This is a genomic window from Antarctobacter aquimaris (genome assembly GCF_900184945.1).
Classification (GTDB): domain Bacteria; phylum Pseudomonadota; class Alphaproteobacteria; order Rhodobacterales; family Rhodobacteraceae; genus Maliponia; species Maliponia aquimaris.
The window spans coordinates 25,903-47,083 of sequence record NZ_FXYF01000008.1 but is presented as its reverse complement, the minus strand read 5'-3'; the positions used below and the strand labels follow the sequence as shown (position 1 = coordinate 47,083).

The following is a 21,181-nucleotide window of genomic DNA, read 5'->3' as shown; positions in this document are numbered from 1 at the left end:
TCCTGGACGGGTCGCCCCGTCTTACCCAAGCGCCCGCGAAAGGCAAGGCGGCATACCATGGGATACCGCTCACATGCGTCAGAATGCGCAGGACATCAGGGCCGGATCACTTGCGAAAACGGTCGAGGCTGACGACTTCGGCCTCGTGCCCCTTGTCGCGCGGCTTGCCGGGGGTGCCGTCGGGCGGAGTGGGATCGTCGTCCTCGTCGTCGTCATCCTCGTCGTCGCCGGTCTGGCTTTCGAAGCGCAGGCCGAATTCGACCGAGGGATCGACGAAGGTCTTGATCGCGTCGTAGGGGATGTACAGCCGTTCCGGCGCGTCGCCGAAATTCAGCGTGACGGCAAAACCGTCGTCGCCGACGTCGAGATCGTCGTACCAGTGCTGCATGACCACGGTCATCTCGTCGGGGTAGCGGTCGGCCAGCCAGTCCGCCAGCTCGGCGTCGGGGTGGCCGGTGTCGAAGGTGATGAAGAAATGATGCTCGCCCGGCAAACCACGCGCCTGCACACCTTCCAGAACCTCCTGGATCAGACCGCGCATGGCACGGTGCATAAGCTTGCCGTAGTCGATGCCTTCGGACATGGGGACCTCTCTCCGCGTCTTCTCACCATATTGCTTTTGTCGGGGAGTAAAAGGGGCGAATGTCACAGCTGGCCCAGCGCCCAGCCCAGCGCGGCGCAGGCCGCCAGCGTCACCGGAATGCCGCGGTTTGCCCGGAAAATCAGCAGCGCGGCAAGGGCGGTGAGCGGCAGAACCTGCCAGCGCAGCGAGGCCGGGTCGGGCAGGTCCAGCCTGAGCGGGCCCAGCGTCAGCGGGGTGACATCGGCAAAGGCGACGTGCAGCGCGAACCACAACGACAGGTTGAGGATGACGCCGACGACGGCGGCGGTGATCGCCGCCAGCGCGGTTTGCAGGCGCGGGCGGGCCAGCAGCCGTTCGACGTGCGGCGCGCCGGCAAAGATCCACAGAAAGCAGGGCACGAAGGTCATCCACAACGTCAGCGCCCCGGCAGCGAGGCCGAACAGCGCGCCGCCCTGCTGGTGGCCGGCCAGTTGCCCGACGAACTGCGTCACCAGAATCAGCGGGCCGGGGGTGGTTTCGGCCAGGCCCAGCGCGTCGACCATCTGCGTGGCGTCCAGCCAGCCGCGCGTCTCGACCACCTCCTGCGCCATGTAGGCCAGCACCGCGTAGGCGCCGCCGAAGGTGACGACGGCCAGCTTGGCGAAGAACAGCGCGAGGTCAAAGAGCAGCGTCTGCCCGGCCAGGTGCAACAGCGGCAGGGGCGCGAGCCAGAGCGCGGCCCAGAGGGCGAGGGTGGCCGGGGAGGTGGTCCTTGCGGCGGCTGCCGGAGGGGTCGCGGGTGCGGGCTGTGTCGTGCGGAGGGCGCCCCAGAGGGCTGCCAGCGCGATGATCAGCGGGAACGGCAGGCCGAAGACAAAGATGCCGAGAAAGGACAGCCCGGCGGCGATGCGGTCGGCGGGACCCTTGAGCGCCTTGCGCGACAGCCGCAGCAGCGCCTGCGCGACGATCACCAGCACGCAGGCCTTGACCCCCTGCAGCAGCGCCTCGGTCTGCGGCTGGGCGCCGTACTGCGCGTAGAGCAGGGCGAGGACGGCGATCAGCGCCGCGCCGGGCAGGACAAACAGCAGCCCGGCGATCAGCCCGCCGGGGATGCCGCGCAGCCGCCAGCCGGCGTAGGTGGCCAGCTGCATCGCCTCGGGTCCGGGCAACAGCATGCAGAAGCTGAGCGCGCGCAGGAACTGCTGTTCGGTCAGCCAGGGGCGGTCCTCGACCAGTTCGCGGTGCATCAGCGCGATCTGCGCGGCCGGGCCGCCAAAGGACATCAGGCCGATGCGGCCGAAGACGCGGAACAGGGAGGTGAGCGGGGTCATCACGGGCCCTTGTCGCCGGGGGATGATGCCGGTGTGACAGGTCGCGGGACAGGGTCAAGGGGGTCGTAGAGGGGGCGCTGCCCCCGTCGCGCGATGCGCGACTCCCCCGAGGTATTTTTCAAACCAAAGAAGCCGGGGCCGTGTGGGGGTCTGTCGGGGGGAAAGTGCAGGCTTCTGTTGCCAGGTGCCTGCGAACCCCGCCTTACGCTGCTAGGCGCAAGGGCTTAAGATTCGGTCTTACGGACTGCTTACGCAGCCAGTGCAACCGGAGCACGATTGTTGTTGGCAATTATGCTTTACGGACCGATAACGGTGGTACCTCACCGGGACAAAGCCACATCTTTACACGTTCGTCGATCCTGTTTCGGCCCCAGACTCCCCCAACAAGGGAGGTTTGGTGGAGCCGCCGGGTACCGCCCCCGGGTCCGATCCGCTTATTACATGCGCGTTTATGTCCATAGTCCCTTGCGAGACAGGTTGAATATAGGCGCGGAGGGCGCGCTTGCAAAGGGCAAATCGCGGGTTTCAGGCGTCCATCAGGCTGTCGCGGCCTGTCAGGGGGCGGATCTGCAGCTGCGTGCCGCCGAGATCGCGGAAGGCGCGCTGGCGGCAGGTGAGCACGAGAATCTGCACGTCGGCGGCCTGGCGGTGCAGCGCGTCGAACATGCGTTCGATGCGGTCGTCGTCGGTGTAGACCAGCGCATCGTCGAGGATCACCGGCGCGGCGCGGCCGTCCTGTGCCAGCAGCCGCGCAAAGGCCAGCCGCACCAGCAGGGCCAGCTGTTCCTGGGTGCCGCCGGAGAGGATGTCGATCGGTTCCACTTCGCCTTGGCGCAGCAGGTGGCGGGGCAGCAGCGCGCCGTCGTCCCAGTCCAGCTGCGCCTCTGGCCAGAGCAGGTGAAGAAGCGGGCGCAAGGCATTGGCAACGGGTGAGAAATAGCGATCACGCGCGGCGGTTCGGGCGGCTTCCAGCACGGATTGCAGGCGCTGGAGGACGGCGACGTCGCGGGTGATCCGGGAGAGGGTCCGTTCGGCGGCGCGCAGCTGCTCGGTCACTTCGGCCAGCCGTTCCTCGACCGCGCCTTCGGAGCCGCGCGAGATGCGTTCGTCCAGCCGGGCGATCTCGGGGCGCAGGCGGGCGATGGCTTCGGCGGCGGCGCGGTCGGCGGACTGGGCGCGGGCGAGCGCGGCGCCGGTGGTTTCCAGGTCCGGCGCGTCGCGGGCTGCGGCGTCGCGGGCGGCGGTGGCCTTGTCCAGCGCGGCGCGGGCTTCGGTTTCTTGCCGGGCGAGTTCGTCCTCGGGGACGTCGGAGAGGCGCGACAGGGCGCTGTCGGCGCGGGTCAGCCGGTCTGTCGCGGCCTGGGTGTCGGCCTGGGCGCGGGCCAGCGTGGTGCGGGCGGCTTGCAGGCGGTCGCGCAGCGCCTCAAGGCGCGCTTCGGCGCTGACGCGGGCCTCTTCGGCCTGTGCGCGCTCGGATTCGGCGGTGTCGAGGTCGGGGGCGTCGCCGGTTTCCTGCGGGTCGGGCAGCGCGGCGAGGGCCTCGTGCAGCGCGTCGAGGCCCTGGGGGGCGAGGGCGGTGAGCGCGGCCTTGGCCTCGGCCGCGGCGCGTTCGGCGCTGGCGCGGGTTTCGGCGGCGGCGCGGGCGGCGTCGAGCGTGGGCAGGTCATGCTTGCGCAGGGCGGTGTCCAGGGCCTCTTGGGCGCGGCTGACGGCGCTGTCGTCCAGCGCGCCGCCGGGGCGCAGGGTGAGCGTGCCGATGCCGTCCAGCCTGAGCGTCGTGTCGGTCAGCAGCGGCAGGTCGCGGTCGCCTTGCACCGGCTGGCCCTCTGCCGTGATGGCGCCGTCGCGGCCGGGGTCGTAGGCGATGCGCAGGTGTGCGGCGGCGGCGTCGCGCAGGGCTTTCGCCCGGTCGAGGTCTGCGGCGAGGCGGTCGAGCGCTTGCAACTCGCGCGTCGTGGGGCCCTGGCGGGCCTCGCGCGTGCGGGTCGCGAGGGTGGCGGCGAGGGTCTGGGCCTGTTGTAGGCGGTCTGTCAGGTCGGCGCGGCGGGCGGCGCTTTCGCGCAGGCGGCGGGCCTGTTCGGCGCTGCGCAGGCGGGCGTCGGCTGTGGTCAGCGCGGCGCGCGCCTCGGCCAGTGCGGTTGTGGCCGCTTGTGTGGCCTGTTCTGCCTTGGCCTGATCGGTCTCGGCCTGCGTGCGGCTGGCCTGGGCCTCTTGCAGGCGAGCCTGCGCCTCGGCCCGTTCGGCGCGGGCGGCGGCGAGGTCGGCGCGCTGGCGGGTGAGCGCGTCGAGCCGCAGGCGCGCGGTGTCGGTGGCGCGGGTCAGCTGTTCCAGCTGGTCGGCGTGGCGCTCGGCGGCGGCATGGGCGGCGGTGGCCTCGGCCAGGCGGGACTTGCGCCGTTCTTCGGCCTCGGGGTTCGCGACCTCGGCCAGTTCGGCGCGGGCGCGCTTGCGGGCGGTCAGCGCCTCGTGCAGTTCCTCGGCGGTGCGGGCCAGCGTGTCGCGCTCGGCGCGCAGGGTCTCGACGCGGATTTCGGCGTCCTTCCACGGGCCACCCACCTTGGGGCGGCCGGTGCCGGTGGCGTAGGTCGCCAGTTCCTCGCGGCAGCGTTTCAGGGCGGCGTCCATGCGCGCGCCGCCGGTCATCGCCTCGACCTCTCCGGTGACGGAGGACAGCAGGTCGCGCCGCGCCTCGAGCTGCGAGTCCATCTCCTTTTTCGTGCCCTGGCCCAGCGCGGTGATGCCCTGGCGGACCCAGAGCAGCCCGGCCGGACCACCAGCGTCGGCGGCGGCGAGGCGGGAAATCCAGGCCTCGGCCTCGTCCGCCTGGGCGACCAGCCGGCCGTCGCGGTGGACGGTGGCGCGGGGTTTCTGCAACCAGCGCTTGGTCACGGTAAAGGTGCCTTCGGCGGTCTCGACCTCGGCCTGCACCTCGGGGGCGCCCTTGGCGTGCGGCTGGAGCGACTTGATCTCGCGCGGCTGGCCGCCGTGGGCGATGAAGAACAGCGCCTGGAGGCCGTCGAACAGCGTGGATTTGCCCTGTTCGTTGGGGGCGCTGAGAACGTTCAGCCCGTCGGACAGGCCGGCGATCTCGACCGGCCGGGTGAAGCGGCGCAGGTTGTTGACGGCGATGCGGCGCAGTTTCATGACGCGGGCTCCGTCACATAGGCGAACAGGCGGGCGAGCGCCTCGGCGGCGATGGCGCGGTCCTCGGCGGCGCGGTCGGGGTCGGCGGCGGCGTCGCGCAGCGCCTCGGCGGCCTGGCGCAGCGCGCCGCCGCGGTCGATGGCGTCGAGGTCGGGGGTGTCGTGCAGCGCGCCGAGGCGGTCGGTGGTCAGCTCCAGCAGGGCAAAATCGGGGGCTGCGTCGGCGGCGGCGTGTTCGAGGGCGGCGCGCTGCGCGAGGCCTGCCCAGCCGGTGGCGTGGACCCGTTGCAGGATGTCGCGGCGGCCGGTGGTGGGCAGCAGGGCGCGCAGGGCCTCGGGGGCGTCGATGTCGGACAGCAGGGGCAGGTCGGATTCGGTCCAGAGGAACTGGCCGGTCTCGATCTCGGTCACTTCGGGCGGCGCGCCGGGGCCGGCGAGGGTGACCGAGAGGCAGAGGCCGCGGCGGTTGTGCTTGAACCGGTCCTGTTCCGGGGTGCCGGGGAACTGGGTGCGCGGCGAGATGGCGAGCCGGCCGTGCCAGTCGCCCAGGGCGAGGTAGTCCAGCCGGGACAGGCGGTCGCGGTCGGGGGCGATGTGCGCGCCGCTTTCGTCGAAGTCGGTGACGCCGCCGTGGGCGAGGGCGAGGCGCAGGGTGCCGTCCGGGGTGGCGGTGGTGGTCAGCGCCTCGGTCAGGTCGCGGCCGGGGTTGCGGTGCGGCACGGGGCAGGGCAGCAGGTGCACGCCCTCGGCCAGCGGCTGCGGGGTGGTGTCGGTCAGGGCGTGGACATTGGCGGGGGCCTCGCGCGCCAGCCGGTCCCACAGCGGTTCGGCGCTGGCAAGGTTGTCGTGGTTGCCGGGGATCAGCCACCAGTGGATTGCGGGGTCGTCGCCCATGGCGGCCAGCGCCTGGCGCAGAACGCCGGCCGAGGGTGTGGGCGTGTCGAATGTGTCGCCGGCCAGCAGCACGTGCGCGGCGCCGCTGTCGCGGGCGGCCCGGGCGAGGCGGGGGATGGCCATGTGCCGGGCCTCCATCAGGCGGCCGCGGATGTTGCCGTCCTCGGCCTGCGGGATGTTGGCGAAGCGGCGGCCAAGGTGCAGGTCGGAGGCGTGGATGAATCGGAAGTGTGGCATGGGGCTCCGGACGGTTGGTCGGGCGCATCCAAGCAGCGGGACGGGGCGAGGGCAAGCGCTTCGGACTGCCATGGCGACAGGTTCTGTCAGGGATGGGGAGCGCGGGGCCGGAGTAGGGGGCGGTGCCGCCCTTGGGGGCCGGGAGAAAGGCGTTTCGAAACGCCTTTCTGCGCGCCGTGGAGAGGTGGCAGAAGCCGGCCGGGGTGCCGCTGGTGCGGCGGGGGTGGTCCGGGCTGCGCTGCGGGCCGGGGGAAAGGCGTTTCGAAACGCCTTTCTGCGCGGGCGGCAAGGGGGGGTGCATCCGGAAAGCCGGCGTGCCGGGAGAGGGACCTTCTGCGGTGTGCCGTTCTGACCGTGGGGCGGCTGTGGCCGCTGGCTGCGTGTGTCGGGCGCCCTGTGCCGGCTGTCTTGCCGCCCCCTTTGCGCGGCCCTATGTCGTCGCGGGGCGTGGGACCGGCGGGGTGGGGCCCTGGACTCGCCTCGACCTCGGCTTGAGACGGCGCCGCGCGGGGCGGATGCCGGTCCTGGCCCCGGGGGTGGCAAGGGGCAGGCGCCTGAGAGGACCGCCCGCGCCGGTACGAAAGCGCGTTGGAAAGGGAAAACCGATGGATTTCACCTCCTTGCCGCACGGCACCTTCACGCTGGCCAATGTCACCGTGCCGGCCTGCCTGCTGGGGCGGCCCGGCGACCTCATCCGCACCGATCTCGGCATCGCCGGCGCCAGGATCGCCGCCCCGAGCGGCGTGGCGGTGGACATGCGCGGGGCCATGGTGCTGCCCTGTTTCACCGACATGCACACGCACCTGGACAAGGGGCATATCTGGCCGCGCGCCGCCAACCCCGACGGCCGCTTTGCCAGCGCCCTGCGCGCGGCGGGGGCGGACCGTGCCAACTGGTCGCCAGAGGACCTGCGCGCGCGCATGGGCTTTTCGCTGCGCTGCGCCCATGCGCATGGCACCCGGCAGATCCGCACGCACCTCGATTCCGCCGAGGGCCAGTTCCGCATCAGCTGGCCGGTGTTTGCCGAGCTGCGCGCCGCCTGGGCCGGGCGGATCGAGTTGCAGGCGGTGAGCCTGATTTCCTGCGAAAGCTATGGCGACGCCGAGTACCCCGACCTTGTCCGCACCGTGGCGGAGCATGGCGGCGTGCTGGGCATGGTGACCTATCCCTTGCCGGACCTGACGACGCGCCTGCAAGGGCACATCGAGACCGCCGCCGGGCAGGGCCTCGACCTCGATTTCCACTGTGACGAGACCCTGGATCCCGCCTCGGAAACGCTGCGCCTGATCGCCGAGACGGTGATGGAGACCGGTTACAGGGGCCGGGTTGTCGTCGGTCACTGCTGTTCGCTGTCGACGCAGGACGAGGGCCGCGCGCTGGACACGCTGGACCTGGTGGCGCGGGCCGGGCTGCACGTGGTCAGCCTGCCGATGTGCAACCTCTACCTGCAGGACCGGGGCGCGGGCACGCCCCGGCGGCGCGGCGTGACGCTGGTGCACGAGATGAAGGCGCGCGGCATTCCGGTTTCCTTTGCCTCGGACAACACGCGCGATCCGTTTTATGCCTATGGCGACATGGACATGCTGGAGGTGCTGCGCGAGGCGACCCGCATCGCCCATCTGGACCACTCCGACAGCGACTGGATCCGCAGCGTGACGCTGACGCCGGAGGCGAGCTGCGGCTTTGCCCCCTCCTCGCTGAGCCCCGGGGCGCCTGCGGACCTGGTGATCTTTCGCGCGCGCGACTGGACCGAGCTGCTGGCGCGTCCGCAGAGCGACCGCATCGTGCTGCGCGCCGGCGAGGCGATCCGCCGCGACCTGCCCGATCATGCCGAGCTCGATACCCTCTGGAGGGACTCCTAGCCGCCGGCAGGGCGGGCGCTGGGGTGCGCCGGGCAGGGGCGCTGCCCCTCTGGCGCCTGCGGCGCCATTCACCCCGGGAGTATTTTCGCAGAGAAGAAGCCGCAGGGGGCGGGGCATCTTGGCGCTGCGCGTTTATCCGGGAGGCTGGCGGCATGCGCTGCATGTCCAGGGGGGCGGCACGCGGTCCGGGCGGGGGATCGTCAGGCAGGTGACGCGGGTGCATGGGATGCGCTATGCGGGCGTCATGAACGCGGGTCGGGCGGATCGCGAAGGCGTCCTTGGTCGCGCGCGGGAAAAAGGAGCTGTGAGCCATGCGGGCGCTGGTTGTTTCCTGCCATCCGAAGCCGGAGAGCTTTACCGGGGCGGTGTGCGCGCAGGTGTTGGCACGGTTGGAGGCGCGCGGGGCGGAGGTGCGGCACCACGACCTCTATGCCGAGGGCTTTGACCCGGTGCTGTCGGCGGCGGACTGGGACGGCTACCTGGACGAGGACAGCGATCGCGCCCCGGTGGCGCGGCAGGTGGCGGACCTGGCCTGGTGCGACACGCTGATCCTTGTCTACCGGACCTGGTGGTCCGGGCTGCCGGCGATGCTCAAGGGCTGGCTGGACCGGGTGCTGTTGCCGGGGGTGGCCTTTGCGCTGCCGAAGGGGCCGGGCGAGGGGATCGCGCCGGCGTTGACCCATATCACCCGGCTGGCGGTGTTCACCACCTGCGGGGCCAGTTGGTGGCTGACCTGGCTGATGGGCGCGCCGGGGCGGCGGACGCTGCTGCGCGGGGTGCGGGCGCTGTGCGCGCGGCGCTGCCGGACCGTGTTCGTGGCGCAATACCTGGTGGACGCCTCGACGCCGGAGAGCCGGGCGCGGCACCTGGCGCGGGTCGGGCGGGCGGTGGACCGGCTGTAGGCGCAGGGCAGGTAGATCAGGGCAGGGGGCGCTGCCCCCTCTGGACCTGCGGTCCATTCACCCCCGGAGGTATTTCCGCCAAGAAGAAGCCTGGGGCGGGTGGTCAGATCCGGTAGAATCGTGCCGCCGTGCCGCCGAAGATTTGGGCCTGATCGGGTTCGCTCAGGTGCGCGGTGAGGCGGCGGGCCTGCGCGTGCCAGTCGGCGTAGTCGCAGCGCAGGCGGGAGACCGGCCAGTCCGAGCCCCACATGGTGCGGTGTGGGCCGAAGGTGGCCAGGACGTGGTCGGTATAGGGGCGCAGAAGCGTGTCGTCGGGCAGGCTGTCGTGTTCGGTGACGAGGCCCGACAGCTTGATGTTGGCGGAGGTGTCCTGTGCCAGCCGGGTGATGCCCTCGGCCCAGCTTTTGAGGCTGTCGGCGGAGTGGCTGCGCAGTTGCGGTTTCAGGCAGTGGTCGATCACCGCGCGCATCTGCGGGTAGCGGGTGAGCAGGGTATGGAAATGCGGGAGGTGGCGCGGAAAGCCGAGGCAGTCGAAGGTGAGGTCCAGCTCGATCAGCGCCTGGTAGGCCCATTGCACGTCCTCGCGCAGCATCCATGTGTCGTCGGGCAGGTCCTGGATCATCGGGCGGACCCCGGCGAACTTCGGGTGGCGGGCGAGGCGGCGGAGATGGGCGATCTGGGTGGGATCCTCGAAGTTTATCCAGCCGACGACGCGGGCCACGTGCGGCGTGCAGTCGGCGATGCCGAGCAGGTATTCGGTTTCCTCCAGCGTGGGGGCGGCCTGCACGAGGACGGTCTTTTCGACGCCGGTTCTTGCCAGGGCGTCGGCCAGGTCGGCGGGGTGGCAGGGGCGGGTCAGGATGGGGTCGTCCGGCGGCATCCAGCCGTAATCGCCCCGGGCGGGGTGCCAGAAGTGGTGGTGGGCGTCGATCTGGGTCATGGCGTGCTCCGGGATCAGAGGACCAGGCGGCGGTCGGTGCGGGGCACCTGGCGCAGGGTGTCGGGGCCGGGGTGGCGCGGGCGCGGCGGCAGGGTGACGGGCTGGGGCTGGCCGGTTTTGACCGAAGCCTCGATGGCGCGCAGGATGGCGACATCGGCCAGCCCCTCGGCGCCGTCGGATGAGGGTGGGGTGCCGGTCAGGATGCAGTCGGAGAAATAGGCGGTCTGCGCGCCGAAGTGGTCGCAGGGGGCGGCGGTGTGCTGCGCCGTGGACTCGCCCCCGCTGCGCAGGGTGAAGGCGACGTCGGTTTCGAAGCGGTAGCCGGGGTCGACGGTCAGCACGCCCTGTGTGCCGACGACGGTGTAGCTGTCCACCGCGTCCGCGCCGAAGCTGACGAGGAACTGGGCAAAGCGTTCTGCGGGAAAGCGCAGGGTGACGGCGAGCGTTTCCTCGACCTCGGCAAAGCGCGGGTCGCCGTCGCCGTGGCCGGCCATGGCGAAGACCTCTGTCGGTTCGGCCCGGAACACGTGGCGCGCGGCGTTCAGGCAGTAGACGCCGATGTCCTGCAAGGGGCCGCCCCAGTGTTCGGCGCGCAGGCGGTGGTTGCCGGCCTCGGTCTGGAAGGCGAAGACCGAGGAAAACAGCCGTGGCGTGCCGATGGCGCCGGCGCGGATGCGCTCCAGCACCTCGACGGTGCCGGGATCCTGGTGCAGGCGGTAGGCGGTCATCAGGTGGGCGCCGGAGGCCTGCGCGGCGGCGATCATCGCCTCACATTCCGCAACCGTCAGGGCCAGCGGCTTTTCCACCAGCGCGTGTTTGCCGGCCTTCAGCGCGCGAATGGCGTAGTCGGCGTGTTGCGAGTTGGGCAGGGCGATGTAGACGGCGTCGATCCGGTCGGAGGCGATGAGGGCGTCATACTGCGCGTAGTCCAGCACTTCGGGGATGGCGTGGAACTCGGCCAGCTTGCGCGCCGCATCGGGGCTGCCGCTGACGAGCGCGGCGACGGTGGAATTGCCGGTCTGCGCCACCGAGGGCAGGAAGGCGATCTGCGAGATCCAGCCCGCGCCGACGACGGCGTAACGTACCTTGGCCATGTGGTGCCTTTCCTGCGGTGATGACCCGCGCGCCGGGCCTGCGGAGCAGGGTGGCGCGGGATCATGCTGTCTGCAAGGAAAAGTGCAGAACGGCGCGTTCGTCAATAGGGATTGCGCGCGCCCCGGTCCGTGGACAGCGAGGACTGGCGGCGCTGTACCAGCAGCTCGATCGCGTCGGCGAGGTGTTCGCGGTCGATGTGGTGGTCGCCGCGGGCGCTGCGGATGCGGTGCGCCTCGATCATCACGTCGGCGTGGCGGCAGCCCTCGGGCGGCTCGAAGCGGTAGCTGGCCAGTTCCAGCCGCAGGCCCAGCGGATCGCGGAAGTAGATCGAATCCATGAAGCCGCGGTCCACCGGGCCGGAATGTTTGACCCCGCGCGCGTCCAGCCGTGCCGCCACCTGCCAGAACGTCGCCTGGCTGACGTTCAGCGCGAGATGGTGCAGCGAGCCGGTCGCCTCGGGGACCGGGGTGGCATCGGGCTTGCGCTCTTCGTTGGTGAAGATGGTGATCAGGCGGCCGTCGCCTGGGTCGAAGTAGAGGTGGCCTTCGTTCGGGTCGTCGAGGTTGGGCTGGTCAAAGACGAAGGGCATGCCCAGCACGCCCTCCCAGAAGTCGATCGAGGTCTGGCGGTCGGCGCCGATGATCGTGATGTGGTGGACGCCCTGCGTCTGGATCTTGCGGTATTCGGTGCCGGACATGGTGTTCCTCCCTGGTCTGATGTGGCCAAGGTAGCCCGCGGCAGCCGCCTTGTCCTGTTTGTCCGCGCACAGGGTCTGTCAGCGGGTCAGGCCAGTTCGGCCCGGACGATGGCGGCGCCCTGCGCCATGGCCTGCATCTTGCCAAAGGCGATGTCGCGCGGCAGGTATTTCATCCCGCAGTCGGGCGCGACGACGATCTTGTCGGCGTCGACGTGGGGCAGCGCGCGGCGGATGCGGTGGGCCACCGTCTCGGCCGATTCGACCTGCATGTCGGACAGGTCGATCACGCCCAGGATCACCGTCTTGCCGCGGATGGTTTCCAGCACCGAGGTGTCGAGGTTCGACTGCGCGGTCTCGATCGAGACCTGGTCGCAGAGGCAATCGGCCAGCTGCGGCAGAAAGGAATAGCCCTCGGGGCGTTGCTTGGTCATCGCGGCGTAGCCGAAACAGATGTGCACGGCGGTGGTGCCGGCGGCGCCCTCCAATGCGGCGTTCAGCGCGGCGAGGCCGTATTGTTCGGCCAGCTCGGGCTTGGCCTGCATCCAGGGTTCGTCCAGCTGCACCACGTCGGCCCCGGCGGCAAACAGGTCGGCCATTTCCTCGCGCACGGCGCGGGCGTAGTCCATCGCGGCCTCTTCGGCGGTGCCGTAGTGTTCGTTCAGCGCCTGCTGGCTCATGGTGAAGGGACCGGGCAGGGTGATCTTGATCGTGCGGTCGGTGTGGGCGCGCAGGAACCTGAGGTCGTCCACCTCGACCGGGCGGGCGCGGCGGATCGGGCCGGTGATGCGCGGCACCGGCACCGGCTTGCCCGAGCGGGTCAGGATGGTGCCGTAGTTGTCGAGGTCCAGCCCGTCGAGCGCGGTTGCGAAACGGTTGGAATAGCTTTCGCGGCGGATCTCGCCGTCGGTGATGATGTCGAGGCCGGCCAGCTCCTGGTCAAGGATGGCGAGGCGGGTGGCATCGTCCTGCGCCTGCGACAGCAGCGGTTCGGGGATGCGCCAGAGTTCGCGCGCGCGGGTGCGGGGCGGGTACTGGCCGCCCAGCTTGTCATGGTCGATGAGCCAGCCGGGCTGGCGGTAGGAGCCGACGAGCGAGGTCGGGAAAAGCATGGCGCATTCCTGTGGTTGGCGGGGGCGGACAGGGGCCGCGCCCCGGGTCATGTCAGGCGGTGAGGGGTTGCGGCCTCAGGCAAAGAGGCCGTGTTCTCTCTCAGGCGAACAGGTCGTGCTGGACGCCCGCCTTTTCGAAGATGTAGTCGCGGCTTTCCTCCAGCTCGCGGCGCAGCTTGGCCAGGTCGTGGCCCAGGAGCTGTCCCTGCCACTTGCGGATCTTGCCGGCGACCATGACGGTGTCGACGTTGCTGCGGTCCATCAGCGTGACCACCGCGCCGGCGGCGTTGTTCAGCGGCGCGACGTTGATCGCTTCGGCGTCCAGCAGGAGGATGTCGGCCTGCTTGCCCGGGGTCAGGCTGCCGGTCTTGCGGTCCAGCCGCAGGCCCCTGGCGCCCTCGATGGTGGCGTGGCGGATCGCGTCGGCGGTCTTCATCAGCGCCGGGAAATCCTGCGCGCCGCCCAGCGCCAGTTCGTTCGCGTGCATCCGCTGGAGTGTGACCAGCGCGCGCATCTGGGTGAAGAAATCCGCCGACATGGTGCATTCCACGTCCGAGGACAGCGACATCGACATGCCGAGGTCCAGCGCCTTCTGGATCGGCGGCTGGCCGTGGCGCATGTGCATCTCGATCGGCACCGAGAGCGAGACATGCGCGCCCGCGTCGGCGGCGGCCTTCCACGCATCATCCGTCATGCCGGTCATGTGGATGAAGATGTTGTCCGGGCCAAAGACACCGGATTTCGCCAGCGCGTCGAAGGTGGGGGTCATGCCGAAGGTTGTCACGACGTGCAGCGCGATTTGCAGGTCCAGCTCGCGGCCGATCTTCCACGCCTCCTGGTAGCCGTCGATGTAGATCTCGCCGCCCATGACCATGGTCAACAACTGGTCGTCGGAGGAGAAGTAGCGTTCGCGGATGCGGCGGGCGCCCTGGGGGTATTCCTTGCCGTCCCACCAGCCTTCGAAGTAGCCGAAGACGCCGCGGCGGCCGGCGTCGCGCAGGCCCTCGATGGCGGCGTCGGAATGCTCGGCCGAGTGGTGGATCTGGCTGACGTCCATCACCGTGGTGACGCCGGCATCCAGCTGCGCGAGGCCGCCGTAAAGCTCGTTGATGTAGACATCCTGCGGGCGGTAGTGCTGCGAGAAGCCCAGCAGCATCGCCTCGTAGTAGTTGCGCGCGTTTTCCGGCCGGCCGTCGTTGACGACGATGGCATCCGACAGGGTCGAGCGCAGGCCGGTCTCGAACTGGTGGTGGTGGGTGTCGATGAAGCCGGGCATGACGATCTTGCCCCTGGCGTCGATCACGTGGGCATCGGCGGCCTGGATGTTGGCGCCGACTTCGAGGATGCGGTCGCCCTCGATCAGCACGTCGCCCACGGCAAAGTTGCCGACGGCGGGATCGACCGACATCACCACGCCGCCCTTGATCAGGATGCGGGTGCCTTTCTGGCCCGACAGGTCGGGCAGGCTGGCGGCGGTGACATGGGTGCGGGCCGAGGCGGCGGCCTGCGCGCCGCTGGAGGTTTCGCCCGAGGCGGCGCGGACAAGCGGACCGGCGCCGGGGCATTTGGCGATCGGGGTGGCGGGGGTGCACAGTCGGCACATGGTGGTTTCCTCCCTGTGTGTCTTTTGCTGGTTCAGCCGCCCAGCACCGATTGCAGCACGGGAAAGCGGGCGATTTCGTGGGCGATGTGGGATGCCGCCTCGCGCAGGGCGGGCAGGCGTTCGCGGATCAGGCTTTCGGGGGTGACGACCCCGGTGTAGCCCGAGGAATTGAGCGCGGCGATGGTGCGGCCCTGCGGGTCGCGGATCGGCACGGCGAGCGCGGTGATGCCGTAGTCCAGCTGGTCGACGGTGGTGGCATAGCCGTTGGCGCGCACGGTCATCACCTCCTGCCGGAGCTGGCAGGGATCGGTGCAGGTCTTTGATGTCAAAGGCTGGAAGTCGGTCTGGGCAAGGCGGGCATTCAGCGTCGCATCGTCCAGCCCCGCCAGCAGCACGCGGCCCATCGAGGTGGCATAGGCCGGGTAGCGCGCGCCGACCACGGCGGCGGCGCGGCGCGCCCGCTGGACCGAGACATGGGCGACGTAGATCACCTGCGTCCGGTCCAGCGCGCCCACCGATGAGGCATCGCCGAAGCGGTTCACCAGGTCGCGCAGGTCCGGCTGCAACAGCTCATCCACCCGGGCCGAAAAGTAGAAGGCCGAGCCCAGCGCCATGATGCGCGGTTTCAGGTGGAACCGTTTGTCATGCTGGCCGACATAGCCCAGTTCGGCCAGCGTGATCAGCGAGCGGCGCGCGGCGGCGGGGGACAGGCCGACGCGGCGGGCCACCTCGGACAGCGTCATCTCCGGGTGGGTGGTGTCGAAGGATTCGAGGATGGCGAGACCCTTGGCCAGCGCCTCGACGAACTCCGCCGGTTTGTCGCCGTCGCGCGCCATGGCGGGTCAGCCCTGCGGCGCGAGGACGAAATCGAACTCGACCACCGCGTCGGGGGTCTTGTCCGTGGGCAGGCCAAGGTCCTTGGCGCGCTTGGCCGGGTGCACCTTGGCCAGCAGCGAGCGGCGCACGCCGAACACCGCGTCGTTGTCGACGTATTCGGCGTTCTCGAAGAAGATCTCGGTGGTGATCGAGGCCATGCCCGGGGCGCGCACGATGTAGTGCAGGTGGGCCGGGCGCCAGGCGTGGCGGTTGCCGGCGCGCAAGAGTTCGCCCACCGGGCCGTCATAGGGCACGGTATAGGGCTTGGGCAGGACGGTGGTGTACCAGTAGCGGCCCTGGTCATCCGCTTCGAACACGCCGCGCAGGTCCATCTTGTCCTGGCCCTGTTCCTGCTCCTGGATCGGGTAGGTGCCCGCGCCGTCGGCCTGCCAGGTGTCGACCACGGCGCCGGGCAGGGGTTTGTGCAGCGAATCCGTCACCTTGCCGTGGACCAGCACGCAGACGCCGTCGCGGCCGTCGCCGAGGTCTGCACCCAGCGGTTTGCGCGGCGCGTTGTCGAGGTAGAAGGGCCCGAGGTTCGACCCTTCGGTGGCGCCGCCCTTGGTGTTGATCATGTCGACCAGCGCCGAGAATCCCAGCACGTCCGACAAGAGAATGAATTCGTGCCGTTCGGGGGTGGAGATCTGGCCGCAATCGTAGAGGAACATCAAGACCTTCATCCATTCTTGATGGGTCAGCTGATGTTCGCGGGTGTAGTCGTGCAGATGCTCGATCAGCCCGTGCAACAGCTGCTCGAACCGGCTGTCCGGTTCGGTGTTGAACGACTTCTTCACCGCCTCCGTGATGGTGAACTGGTTGATATCCTTCATGGTTTCCCTCCCTCGTCGCGGCCTCCGCCGGTTGCCGCAAATTACCGCTTGACGTTAGGGTAGGTCGGCCCATTATTTTCGGCAAGAGAATTTTTTTTCGCATAGCGAAAAACAATGTGAAAACGGGAGCGGCCATGCGGATCGGAAAACAGGACCAGGCCTATACGGCCATCGCCACCTCGGACGCGGACAGCATCACGGTGCGGGGGCTGGATCTGTGTGACGACCTGATCGGCAAGATCGGGTTCACCGACTATTTCTGGCTGCTGGTGCTGGGCGAAAAGCCGACCCGGGTGCAGCGCGACATGATGGACGCCTGCCTGGTGGCGATCGCCGAACACGGGCTGGTGCCCTCGGTGCAGGCGGCGCGGATGACGCTGGCGGCGGGGCCGGACGCCTGGCAGGGGGCGATGTCGGCGGGGCTGCTGGGCATGGGCAGCGTGGTGGCGGGCAGCTCCGAATCGGCGGGGCGCTACATCGTCGAGCTTGTCGAGCGGGCCGAGGCGGAAGGGTGGGATTTCGAGAGTGTCGCCATCGAGAGCCTGAACGAACACAAGGCGGCGCGGCGCAAGGTGGCAGGGCTGGGCCATCCGCAGCATTCGGGCGGCGATCCGCGCGCGGACCGGCTGCTGGCCATCGCGGACGACCTGGGCGTGTCGGGCAAGCACGTCGAGATGCTGCGCATCCTGGGCGCCCATGCGTCGGACATCATCGAGCGGCCGCTGCCGATCAACGTGTCGGGCGCGATCCCGGCGGTGATCCTGGACGCGGGCTGGCCGGTGGGGGCGCTGAAGGCGGTGCCGCTGCTGGCGCGGGCGGCGGGGCTGTCGGCGCACCTGTTCGAAGAGGCGCAACGCTCGATCGGTTTCATCCTGTCCCACAAGGCGGATGTCGCCATCGGCTATGACGGCAAGCCGTCGCCCAAGCACGGCAAGACGGCGGGGTAGGTCATGGTCAAGATCCTCGAGTCTGTCCGCGTCGTCGAACTGGGCACCTACATCACCGGGCCGGCGGCGGGGATGCACCTGGCCGACCTGGGCGCCGACGTGATCAAGGTGGAACGCCCCGGCACGGGCGACCCGTTCCGCGCCTTCAAGGGCGGGCTCTATTCGCCGCATTACCAGACCTACAACCGCAACAAGCGCTCCATCGCGCTGGACACGCGCCAGCCCGCCGACCTGGCGGTGCTGCATGACCTGGTGGCGACGGCGGACGTGTTCATCCAGAACTTTCGCCCCGGCGTGGCGGACAAGCTGGGCGCGGGCGAGGACGATCTGCGCAAGCATCGCCCCGACCTGATCTATTGCGCGATCTCGGGCTTTGGCACCTCCGGCCCGTCGCGCGACCGGCCGACCTATGACACCGTGGCGCAGGCGGCGAGCGGTTACCTGCGTCTGCTGACCCCGCCGACCGATCCGCGCGTGATCGGCCCGGCCATCGCCGATGCCGTGACCGGGCAGTATGCCGCCATGGGCATCCTCGCAGCACTCCTGGAACGGGCGCAGACCGGCAAGGGGCGGCGGCTGGACATCTCCATGCTGGAGGCGATGTGCCATTTCAACCTTGACAGCTTTACCCACTACTACTCGGCCGGCGAGGTCATGGGGCCGCTGTCGCGCCCGGTGGTGTCGCAGAGCTATACCTTTGAATGCGCGGACGGAAAGTGGGTGGCGATCCACCTGTCCTCGCCCGCCAAGTTCTGGGAGGGGATGCTGGCCGCGACCGGCATGGAGCAGCTGAGCCAGGACCCCCGCTTTGCCGAACGGATGGAGCGAATCAGGCACCAGGACGATCTGATCGCGATCCTGACGCCGGTCTTCCGGCAAAGGACCCGGGACGCCTGGTGTGATCTGCTGGAGGCCAACGAGGTGCCGCACAGCCCGGCCTATGACAGCGACGAGGCGCTGGAGGACCCGCAGGCGCAACACCTGCGGATCAAGACCTCGGTCCCGTCTGCGGAACTGGGCACCTTCACCACCGTGCGCGCGCCCTACAATTTTGACGGCACGCCCGACACGGAGGTGCGGCCGCCGCCCGTCCTGGACGAGCACGGCGCAGAAATCCGCGCGGAACTGGCACGGCGCAAAGCCGGCTGACCACGAGGACCGGACCGGGCATGTCGCCCGGCCCATTGAGGGGAGGAAAGAGAATGAAAGTGATGTATGGCGCGCTGATGGCGGGCATGCTTGCGCTGCCGGTGCCGGTGCCGGTGCAGGCGCAGGAAACCATCAGCCTGACCGTGGCCTCCAGCCACCCGACGGTGGTGCCCTGGGTCGGCATGATCCAGACTCATTTCATGGCGCGCACCGACGAGATCCTGGCCCAGACCGGCACCTACAGGATCGCATGGAACGAGGCATTCGGCGGCCAGCTTTACAAGGCCAACGCCACGCTGACCTCGGTCGAGGAAGGCATCACCGACGTGGGCTGGGTATTTTCCTTTCTCGAGCAGGCCAAGCTGCCGCTGAGCCAGGCGTCTTCGAATGCACCCTTTGCCAGCGCCAACCCGCCGGCGATCCTGGCGGTGATGGAAGAGCTCTATGAGACCAACGAGGCGTTCCGCAACGAATGGGAACAGCACAACCTCAAGGTGCTGGGCTTTACCGCGACGGACCTCTACGACATCTACACCAAGACGCCGCTGACCGGCATCGACGACATCGCCGGCATGAAGATCTCGGCCCCCGGGGTGCTGGGCAACTGGCTGCGCGGGACGGACGCCAACGCCGTCGACGGCGCGCTGACCACCTATTACACCGACGTGCAGACCGGCGTGTCCGACGGCGTGCTGACGCTGGCGCTGGGGGCGCTGCCGATCAAGCTGTACGAGGTGGCGCCGATCATCAACCGCTTTGATGCCGGCGGGGCGTTTTCCGGCGCCATCGCGATCAACCGCGACAGCTGGGACGGGCTGCCCGAAGAGGTGCAGAACGCCATGATCGAGGCGGGCAAGCACTACACCGTCAGCCATGGCGAAGACCTGGTGGCCCGCCACGAAGGCGCGCTGAACAAGATGGTCGAACTGGGCGCGGGCCAGTCGGTGCCGGTGCAGATCGTGGACATGCCTGAGGGCGAACTGGCCAAGTGGGCGAACAAGCTGCCCAACGTTGCCAGGGAATGGGCCGAACCGCTGGACGCGCGGGGCATCCCCGCGTCGGAGTTCCTGGCGGCCTATCTCGAAGCTCTGCGCGCCCGTGGCGAAGTGCCCGTGCGCGACTGGGACAAGTAAGCCCGGAGCATGGCAGGCGACGGACAGGGCGGACCCGGGGGCGCGGTGGCGCGGCTCTGGGGGGCGGTGGTCGACGGTTTCGCCGCCGTCGGCACCCTGATGATCGGCGTGCTGATGGTGATCATCTGCGCCGACATCGTGGCGCGCAACAGCCTGGGGGCCTCGCTGCCGCTGGTGTCGGAACTGGGCGCCTTCCTGGTGGTGACGCTGGTGGCGCTGCAACTGGCCGCGACGATCCGGGCCGGACGGCTGGCCCGCACCGAATTCCTGCTGGACCGGGTCGAGCGGCGCGCGCCGCGGGTGGCGGCGCTGATGCAGGTCGTCTTCAACCTGACCGGGGCGGCGGTGCTGGGCACCATCGCCTGGGCCACGGTCCGCATCTTTGAAAAGGACTGGAACGCGGTCGAGTTCATCGGCGTGCAAGGCATCGCGACGCTGCCGACCTGGCCATTTCGCGTGCTGATCCTGCTGGGCTTTGCCGTGGCGGCGATCGAGTTCCTGCGCGCCGCGTTGATCGCCGCGCGCCGCGTGCTGGGGCCCACGACATGAGCCCGGTCGAAATCGGCACGCTGGCGATTGCCGCGCTGATCACGCTGATCGCCATCGGGCTGCCCATCGGCATCGGCATGCTGGCGGTCAGCTTTGCCGGGGTCGCGCTGATCCGCAACGACACCGTGGCGGTGCGCATGATGGCGCAGGCGGCCAACGACAGCCTGGAGGAATACCTGTTCGCCGTGGTGCCGCTGTTCGTGCTGATGGGGCTGCTGGTGACGGTCTCGGGTGTCGGGCGCGACACCTTCGACGTGTTCCAGCGGCTCTTGCGCCGGGTGCTGGCGGGGCTGGGGGTGGCGACGGTCTTTGCCAACGCGGTCTTTGCCTCGATCACCGGCATCTCCATCGCCAGCGCCACGGTGTTCAGCCGCATCGCGGTGCCGGAAATGCAGCGCCACGGCTATTCCACGCGCTTTGCCACGGGGGTCGTGGCGGGCTCTTCGGTGCTGGGGATGCTGATCCCGCCGTCGCTCTTGATGATCGTCTACGCGGTGCTGGCCGAGCAATCGGTGGGGCGGATGTTCCTCGCGGGCATCGGGCCGGGGCTGCTGCTGTCGGCGCTGTTCTGCGGCACCATCCTGCTGCTGGCCAAGTACCGGCCCGGATTTGTCTTTGACCACGAGGACACCGCCGAAGCGGCGCGCGACCTCGGGCTGGGCGAGATCATCGTCAAGGCGGTGCCGATCCTGTCGCTGATGGTGGTGGTGCTGGGCGGGCTCTACGGCGGCTTCCTGAACCCGACCGAGGCGGGGGCGGCGGGTGCGGCCGGCGCGCTGGTCATCGCGCTGATGCGCCGGTCGCTGGACCGCCGCAGCTTTTGGCGGCTGCTGGTCGAGACCGGGCGCATCACCGTGTCGGTGCTGTTCCTGATCCTGGCGGCGACCTTCTTCAGCCGGATGCTGGCGCTGTCGGGTGTGCCGCGCGTGCTGGCCGAGGGGCTGCTGTCGGGCGGCATCGGGCCGTATGGCTTTCTCATCCTCTACCTGCTGCTGATCATCGTGCTGGGATGCCTGATCGATTCGATCTCGATCATGCTGATCGTGCTGCCGATCGCGCTGCCGGTGGCGCAGGCGGCGGGGTTCGACATGATCTGGTTCGGCGTGCTGACCGTGGTCGCGGTCGAGATCGGCCTGCTGACACCGCCATTCGGCCTGTCGGTCTACACCATCAAGTCGGCGATGGACGACGCCTCGCTCAAGGTCAGCCACGTTTTCCAGGGCGCGGTGCCCTTTGTCGGCGCGATGATGGTCGCGCTGGTGATCCTGATCCTGTTTCCCGCCATCGCCACCTGGCTGGCGCGGATTTAACCCTCTGACAAG

General features: G+C 69.5%; 18 protein-coding genes and 1 other RNA gene. 7 read left to right on the top strand and 12 right to left on the bottom strand.

Annotated features, from left to right (window positions below; genetic code table 11):
* Nucleotides 1–106: 106 nt before the first annotated feature.
* The 5 genes from MAA8898_RS14920 to MAA8898_RS14900 all read right to left on the bottom strand — a co-directional run bounded on the left by MAA8898_RS14920 (nt 107) and on the right by MAA8898_RS14900 (nt 6,167).
* On the bottom strand, nt 107–583 hold the full coding sequence (locus MAA8898_RS14920; protein WP_094021833.1) for an SspB family protein: 477 nt from the start codon (nt 581–583) through the stop codon (nt 107–109).
* Between the two features lie 62 nt (nt 584–645).
* Nucleotides 646–1,893 (bottom strand): chromate efflux transporter, encoded by a 1,248-nt coding sequence (gene chrA / locus MAA8898_RS14915; protein WP_094021832.1) that lies wholly within the window; start codon nt 1,891–1,893, stop codon nt 646–648.
* A 163-nt stretch (nt 1,894–2,056) separates the two neighbouring features.
* Nucleotides 2,057–2,406, bottom strand: a transfer-messenger RNA (tmRNA) gene (gene ssrA / locus MAA8898_RS14910).
* A gap of 12 nt (nt 2,407–2,418) precedes the next feature.
* Nucleotides 2,419–5,037: an AAA family ATPase gene (locus tag MAA8898_RS14905; RefSeq protein ID WP_094021831.1), complete on the bottom strand. Its 2,619-nt coding sequence runs from the start codon at nt 5,035–5,037 to the stop codon at nt 2,419–2,421.
* On the bottom strand, nt 5,034–6,167 hold the full coding sequence (locus MAA8898_RS14900; RefSeq protein ID WP_094021830.1) for a metallophosphoesterase family protein: 1,134 nt from the start codon (nt 6,165–6,167) through the stop codon (nt 5,034–5,036). The genes MAA8898_RS14905 and MAA8898_RS14900 overlap by 4 nt, the downstream gene beginning before the upstream one ends.
* Before the next feature lie 605 nt (nt 6,168–6,772).
* On the opposite strand from MAA8898_RS14900, the gene MAA8898_RS14895 reads away from it, so the two are divergent.
* Together MAA8898_RS14895 and MAA8898_RS14890 are read left to right on the top strand one after the other, a co-directional pair.
* Nucleotides 6,773–8,029, top strand: a complete 1,257-nt coding sequence (locus MAA8898_RS14895) for a cytosine deaminase (protein ID WP_094021829.1) — start codon at nt 6,773–6,775, stop codon at nt 8,027–8,029.
* Between the two features lie 311 nt (nt 8,030–8,340).
* A complete protein-coding gene (locus tag MAA8898_RS14890) occupies nt 8,341–8,931 on the top strand; it encodes an NAD(P)H-dependent oxidoreductase (protein ID WP_094021828.1) in 591 nt (196 codons plus the stop codon).
* A 103-nt stretch (nt 8,932–9,034) separates the two neighbouring features.
* On the opposite strand, the gene MAA8898_RS14885 is transcribed toward MAA8898_RS14890, so the two are convergent.
* The 7 genes from MAA8898_RS14885 to MAA8898_RS14855 all read right to left on the bottom strand — a co-directional run bounded on the left by MAA8898_RS14885 (nt 9,035) and on the right by MAA8898_RS14855 (nt 16,081).
* Nucleotides 9,035–9,871: an amidohydrolase family protein gene (locus tag MAA8898_RS14885; RefSeq protein WP_094021827.1), complete on the bottom strand. Its 837-nt coding sequence runs from the start codon at nt 9,869–9,871 to the stop codon at nt 9,035–9,037.
* A gap of 14 nt (nt 9,872–9,885) precedes the next feature.
* Complete coding sequence (locus tag MAA8898_RS14880; RefSeq protein ID WP_094021826.1) at nt 9,886–10,965, bottom strand: Gfo/Idh/MocA family protein; 1,080 nt, start codon at nt 10,963–10,965, stop codon at nt 9,886–9,888.
* 101 nt (nt 10,966–11,066) lie between these two features.
* A complete protein-coding gene (locus MAA8898_RS14875) occupies nt 11,067–11,663 on the bottom strand; it encodes a VOC family protein (RefSeq protein ID WP_094021825.1) in 597 nt (198 codons plus the stop codon).
* 86 nt (nt 11,664–11,749) lie between these two features.
* A complete protein-coding gene (locus tag MAA8898_RS14870; RefSeq protein WP_094021824.1) occupies nt 11,750–12,772 on the bottom strand; it encodes a uroporphyrinogen decarboxylase family protein in 1,023 nt (340 codons plus the stop codon).
* Nucleotides 12,773–12,872: 100 nt separating this feature from the next.
* Nucleotides 12,873–14,375, bottom strand: a complete 1,503-nt coding sequence (locus tag MAA8898_RS14865) for an amidohydrolase family protein (RefSeq protein ID WP_094021823.1) — start codon at nt 14,373–14,375, stop codon at nt 12,873–12,875.
* Nucleotides 14,376–14,407: 32 nt separating this feature from the next.
* Nucleotides 14,408–15,211, bottom strand: a complete 804-nt coding sequence (locus MAA8898_RS14860) for an IclR family transcriptional regulator domain-containing protein (protein ID WP_094021822.1) — start codon at nt 15,209–15,211, stop codon at nt 14,408–14,410.
* A 6-nt stretch (nt 15,212–15,217) separates the two neighbouring features.
* Complete coding sequence (locus MAA8898_RS14855; RefSeq protein ID WP_094021821.1) at nt 15,218–16,081, bottom strand: dioxygenase family protein; 864 nt, start codon at nt 16,079–16,081, stop codon at nt 15,218–15,220.
* A gap of 134 nt (nt 16,082–16,215) precedes the next feature.
* Here MAA8898_RS14855 and MAA8898_RS14850 point away from each other — a divergent pair, with 134 nt between their 5' ends.
* From MAA8898_RS14850 to MAA8898_RS14830, 5 genes are read left to right on the top strand one after another with little or no spacing between them, the layout of a single operon-like run.
* The gene (locus tag MAA8898_RS14850; protein ID WP_094021820.1) at nt 16,216–17,028 is read left to right on the top strand and encodes a citryl-CoA lyase; all 813 of its coding nucleotides are present in this window, start codon (nt 16,216–16,218) and stop codon (nt 17,026–17,028) included.
* 3 nt (nt 17,029–17,031) lie between these two features.
* Nucleotides 17,032–18,177 carry a CaiB/BaiF CoA transferase family protein gene (locus MAA8898_RS14845; RefSeq protein ID WP_094021819.1) on the top strand — a complete coding sequence of 382 codons (1,146 nt, stop codon included), beginning with the start codon at nt 17,032–17,034 and terminating at the stop codon, nt 18,175–18,177.
* A 53-nt stretch (nt 18,178–18,230) separates the two neighbouring features.
* Nucleotides 18,231–19,310 (top strand): C4-dicarboxylate TRAP transporter substrate-binding protein, encoded by a 1,080-nt coding sequence (locus tag MAA8898_RS14840; protein WP_094021818.1) that lies wholly within the window; start codon nt 18,231–18,233, stop codon nt 19,308–19,310.
* A gap of 9 nt (nt 19,311–19,319) precedes the next feature.
* On the top strand, nt 19,320–19,859 hold the full coding sequence (locus MAA8898_RS14835) for a TRAP transporter small permease subunit (RefSeq protein WP_094021817.1): 540 nt from the start codon (nt 19,320–19,322) through the stop codon (nt 19,857–19,859).
* Nucleotides 19,856–21,169: a TRAP transporter large permease gene (locus MAA8898_RS14830; protein ID WP_094021816.1), complete on the top strand. Its 1,314-nt coding sequence runs from the start codon at nt 19,856–19,858 to the stop codon at nt 21,167–21,169. Before MAA8898_RS14835 ends, MAA8898_RS14830 begins: the two co-directional genes overlap by 4 nt.
* Nucleotides 21,170–21,181 lie beyond the last annotated feature (12 nt).

Excerpts from the sequence above, each read along its gene's own strand:
- MAA8898_RS14875 (WP_094021825.1), bottom strand. The coding sequence starts at position 11,663 with ATGTCCGGCACCGAATACCGCAAGATCCAGACGCAGGGCGTCCACCAC.
- MAA8898_RS14905 (WP_094021831.1), bottom strand. The coding sequence starts at position 5,037 with ATGAAACTGCGCCGCATCGCCGTCAACAACCTGCGCCGCTTCACCCGG.
- MAA8898_RS14870 (WP_094021824.1), bottom strand. The coding sequence starts at position 12,772 with ATGCTTTTCCCGACCTCGCTCGTCGGCTCCTACCGCCAGCCCGGCTGG.
- MAA8898_RS14835 (WP_094021817.1), top strand. The coding sequence starts at position 19,320 with ATGGCAGGCGACGGACAGGGCGGACCCGGGGGCGCGGTGGCGCGGCTC.
- MAA8898_RS14895 (WP_094021829.1), top strand. The coding sequence starts at position 6,773 with ATGGATTTCACCTCCTTGCCGCACGGCACCTTCACGCTGGCCAATGTC.
- MAA8898_RS14845 (WP_094021819.1), top strand. The coding sequence starts at position 17,032 with ATGGTCAAGATCCTCGAGTCTGTCCGCGTCGTCGAACTGGGCACCTAC.
- MAA8898_RS14880 (WP_094021826.1), bottom strand. The coding sequence starts at position 10,965 with ATGGCCAAGGTACGTTACGCCGTCGTCGGCGCGGGCTGGATCTCGCAG.
- MAA8898_RS14850 (WP_094021820.1), top strand. The coding sequence starts at position 16,216 with ATGCGGATCGGAAAACAGGACCAGGCCTATACGGCCATCGCCACCTCG.
- MAA8898_RS14885 (WP_094021827.1), bottom strand. The coding sequence starts at position 9,871 with ATGACCCAGATCGACGCCCACCACCACTTCTGGCACCCCGCCCGGGGC.
- MAA8898_RS14920 (WP_094021833.1), bottom strand. The coding sequence starts at position 583 with ATGTCCGAAGGCATCGACTACGGCAAGCTTATGCACCGTGCCATGCGC.
- MAA8898_RS14840 (WP_094021818.1), top strand. The coding sequence starts at position 18,231 with ATGAAAGTGATGTATGGCGCGCTGATGGCGGGCATGCTTGCGCTGCCG.
- MAA8898_RS14860 (WP_094021822.1), bottom strand. The coding sequence starts at position 15,211 with ATGGCGCGCGACGGCGACAAACCGGCGGAGTTCGTCGAGGCGCTGGCC.
- chrA (WP_094021832.1), bottom strand. The coding sequence starts at position 1,893 with ATGACCCCGCTCACCTCCCTGTTCCGCGTCTTCGGCCGCATCGGCCTG.
- MAA8898_RS14830 (WP_094021816.1), top strand. The coding sequence starts at position 19,856 with ATGAGCCCGGTCGAAATCGGCACGCTGGCGATTGCCGCGCTGATCACG.
- MAA8898_RS14855 (WP_094021821.1), bottom strand. The coding sequence starts at position 16,081 with ATGAAGGATATCAACCAGTTCACCATCACGGAGGCGGTGAAGAAGTCG.
- MAA8898_RS14900 (WP_094021830.1), bottom strand. The coding sequence starts at position 6,167 with ATGCCACACTTCCGATTCATCCACGCCTCCGACCTGCACCTTGGCCGC.
- MAA8898_RS14865 (WP_094021823.1), bottom strand. The coding sequence starts at position 14,375 with ATGTGCCGACTGTGCACCCCCGCCACCCCGATCGCCAAATGCCCCGGC.
- MAA8898_RS14890 (WP_094021828.1), top strand. The coding sequence starts at position 8,341 with ATGCGGGCGCTGGTTGTTTCCTGCCATCCGAAGCCGGAGAGCTTTACC.